Source organism: Corynebacterium lipophiloflavum DSM 44291 (genome assembly GCF_000159635.1).
Taxonomy (GTDB): Bacteria; Actinomycetota; Actinomycetes; order Mycobacteriales; family Mycobacteriaceae; genus Corynebacterium; species Corynebacterium lipophiloflavum.
The window spans coordinates 568,708-571,817 of the sequence record NZ_GG667191.1; the positions used below are offsets into that span (position 1 = coordinate 568,708).

General features: G+C 59.7%; 3 protein-coding genes and 1 pseudogene. 1 reads left to right on the plus strand and 3 read right to left on the minus strand.

The features are described from left to right. The first annotated feature begins 110 nt into the window (after positions 1 to 110). Positions 111 to 1,349 (plus strand): IS256 family transposase, encoded by a 1,239-nt coding sequence (locus HMPREF0298_RS02840; protein ID WP_169304956.1) that lies wholly within the window; start codon positions 111 to 113, stop codon positions 1,347 to 1,349. 67 nt (positions 1,350 to 1,416) lie between these two features. Here HMPREF0298_RS02840 and HMPREF0298_RS02845 read toward each other — a convergent pair. The 3 genes and pseudogenes from HMPREF0298_RS02845 to cmtR all read right to left on the minus strand — a co-directional run. After that, positions 1,417 to 1,701 (minus strand): annotated as a pseudogene (locus HMPREF0298_RS02845) (alcohol dehydrogenase catalytic domain-containing protein); the annotation flags it as partial. Between the two features lie 328 nt (positions 1,702 to 2,029). Continuing rightward, complete coding sequence (locus HMPREF0298_RS02850; protein WP_006839589.1) at positions 2,030 to 2,623, minus strand: cadmium resistance transporter; 594 nt, start codon at positions 2,621 to 2,623, stop codon at positions 2,030 to 2,032. Beyond that, positions 2,624 to 2,983 carry a Cd(II)/Pb(II)-sensing metalloregulatory transcriptional regulator CmtR gene (gene cmtR, locus HMPREF0298_RS02855; protein WP_006839590.1) on the minus strand — a complete coding sequence of 120 codons (360 nt, stop codon included), beginning with the start codon at positions 2,981 to 2,983 and terminating at the stop codon, positions 2,624 to 2,626. It lies immediately after the preceding gene. Between the last annotated feature and the right edge of the window lie 127 nt (positions 2,984 to 3,110).

The window sequence follows — 3,110 nt, forward strand, 5'->3', positions numbered from 1 at the left end:
CCTTAGTGTGGTGTAACGCTTGCTGATGGTGGGCCCTGGCAGATATAGGGGCGGCCATCGTCAGTAACCTTTCGACTCAACTACCACATCTCACCGAAAGGCACATGACGATGACCGCTGCTCCGCATTCTATCGACCCTGCAACCTATCTGGACGATCTGCTGGCACAGGCCTCCCCGGATCTGATGCGGCAGATGCTGCAAGGGTTTATCAACCAGATCCTCTCCGCCCAAGCTGACACCGTCTGCGGGGCTGAATATGGTGTCGCTTCTGCCGAGCGGGTCAACCACCGCAACGGGTACCGTCACCGCGACCTTGATACCCGTGTGGGCACGATCGATGTGGCGGTGCCGAAACTGCGCCACGCAGCGTTCTTCCCGGACTGGCTGTTAGAGCGCCGCTCACGGGCCGAACGCGCCTTATCGACTGTGATCGCGACCTGCTACCTCAAAGGGGTTTCCACCCGCAGGATGAATGACCTGGTGGCAACACTTGGGATTGTCAATATGTCGAAATCTCAAGTCTCGCGCATGTCGGAAGAACTCGACGAGATGGTCACAGATTTCAAAAACCGCCCGCTTGATCCCGGCGGGTACGCCTACCTGTCGTGTGACGCGTTGACGATCAAAGTCCGTGAAGGCGGGCGTGTGGTCAAATGCTCCGTACTGCTTGCCACCGGGGTCAACGCCGACGGCTACCGCGAAATGCTCGGCATGCATGTCGCCACCGCGGAATCCAACGCGTCGTGGAAAGGCTTCTTCCAAGATCTAAAAGCCCGCGGGCTTCGCGGCGTCTTCTTAGTCACCAGTGACGCCCATGAAGGTATTCAGCACGCTATCTCCGAAGTGCTGCCTGATGCGTCGTGGCAGCGGTGCCGCACTCATTTCGCGAAGAACCTCTACGAGAAAGTCCCGAAAACACAATGGCCGATGGTCTCTGCGATGTTCCAGACCATCTTCCAGCAACCCGACGCCCAATCCACCTGGGGACAAGCCCGTGAGGTAGTTGACCTGTTGGAACCGAAATTCCCGCAGGTCGCTGCCTATCTAGAGGAATCACTCGATGAGGTGTTGGCGTTTACCGCAGCGCCGAAACCAGTGTGGACGAAGGTGTGGTCGAACAACCCCACCGAGCGGTTAAACCGGGAAATCCGCCGGCGCACCGATGTCGTGGGCATCTTCCCGAACCGCGAATCCATCATCCGGCTTGTCGGGGCGGTTCTTGCCGAGCAACACGACGATTGGATCCAGCAAAAACGCTACATGTCACTGTCCGCACTCGAACACACCAAACAACTCATGCACCCCACAGGAGACGACCATGGTGACCATCACCAGCTAACCGCCTAACCACAACCCCGAACTACATACCGAGCCGAAAGCTAGACGGCTACACCACTACACGGGACTTGACCCACATGAAGCAATGCCCGCAGGAAACGTTGAAGGGGATGACCACCCGATCTCCCGGCTTGATGTGGGTGACGGCTGAGCCGACCTCTTCGACGATGCCCATGGGCTCATGGCCGATGATGTCGCCCTTGTCCATGAACGGGGTCAGCACCTCATAGAGGTGCAGGTCAGATCCGCAGATGGCGGTCGAGGTGACCCGGATGACCGCATCGGTGGGTTCCTGGATCTGTGGGTCCGGGACCTCCTCCACGCTCACCGTGTTTGACGCCTGCCAGGTCAATGCTTTCATGTGTCCTCCTCGTCAGGGCGGCCGCCTCAGCTGAAACGGCGCCACTGTTTGGTTGGTTGAGTCCGACTGTACTGAAAACACGGTGGGCGGGTTGCCCGCGTCGCGGCCGGGGTCTCACATCCCGACGGGGCCCTAGGGAGTGTTTTCTACATGGTCGTGGCCTGAGCCTTACCTCTCCACGTCCAACGCACCGCGGGCGGGCATACGCATAGGCGTACATGTACGCACAGGTCTCTCCCAGGTTTTGATCACGCCCCGCTTTAAGCGGGGCTTATGCCGCATATCGTCTCCATCATCCAGTCCAAAGGAGGCACGGGGGATGAGCTTATTAAAGGCCGAAGGCGCCGCCGCTGACGAGGATGAAGATACCCAGGCCAATCAAAACGATCGGGAACAGCACATGCTCCCACCGCTCGAGAACCTCCGCGATCGGCGGACGGGTGGCCACGAACTTCGCCAACAGGACCAGGCCCGCCACCAGAATCAGAAAGACAACGCAGTAGATGATAACGGTGGCGGTATCCACGTTGAGAAAAACCGGGACATAGACGCCGATATTGTCGCCACCGTTGGCAAAGGTCACCCCGGCGACGGTCAAGACGCTTACGTTCTTTCCGCTGACTTTCGCGTCATCGTCGTCATCGTCTCCCTGCCAGGCTTGCCAGGCCGCCCACAGCCCCAGGGTCAGGGGGATCAGCCCGAAGTAGGGGATCGTCTCGGTGGGCAGGAAGGCAGCCGCCCCCAGGGTGACCAGAATCGTGGCTGCGAGGATGCCCGCGAAACCAAGGTACTGCCCGGCCAGGATCCGAAGTGTGGTCCCTGCTTGGCCGGCCCCACGGGCGAAGAACAGCGAGAGCACGATGATGTCGTCGATATTGGTGGCGATAAACAGACCAACCGCCCCCAGGAGACCAGTTACCACTTACCTGTTCCCCTCTCCGGTGGCGCACCCGGGCACATCGCATGCCGAGTCAATACACGGGGCATTCTCGTCGGCAGCCAGAGTGGTAGCCAGCAGTGAGTTCAACGCCTGGACAAGATGGGCGTCGACGATCTCGTAGCGGGTATTCCGCCCCTGCGGTTCGGCGACCACAATTCCGCAGTCCCGTAGGCAAGCGAGGTGGTTCGACACATTTGACCGCGTCAGTTCCAGCTCCCGGGCGAGAGCGGCCGGGTAGGCCGGGCCGCCCAGCAGGGTCAGGAGAATACGGGATCGGGTGGGATCGGCCATCGCCCGACCCAATCGGTTCATCACGTCCAAGCGCGAAGAAATAGTCAGCATGCACTGAATTATACAGCTGTTGCGGTGCTGTTGCAAAGTTGGGGCAGTAGGAAGATTGACGTGAAATAATCACGGCCATGGGCATCTTCTCCGGTCGGCATTTCCCCCGTGACATCATCCTGGGGGC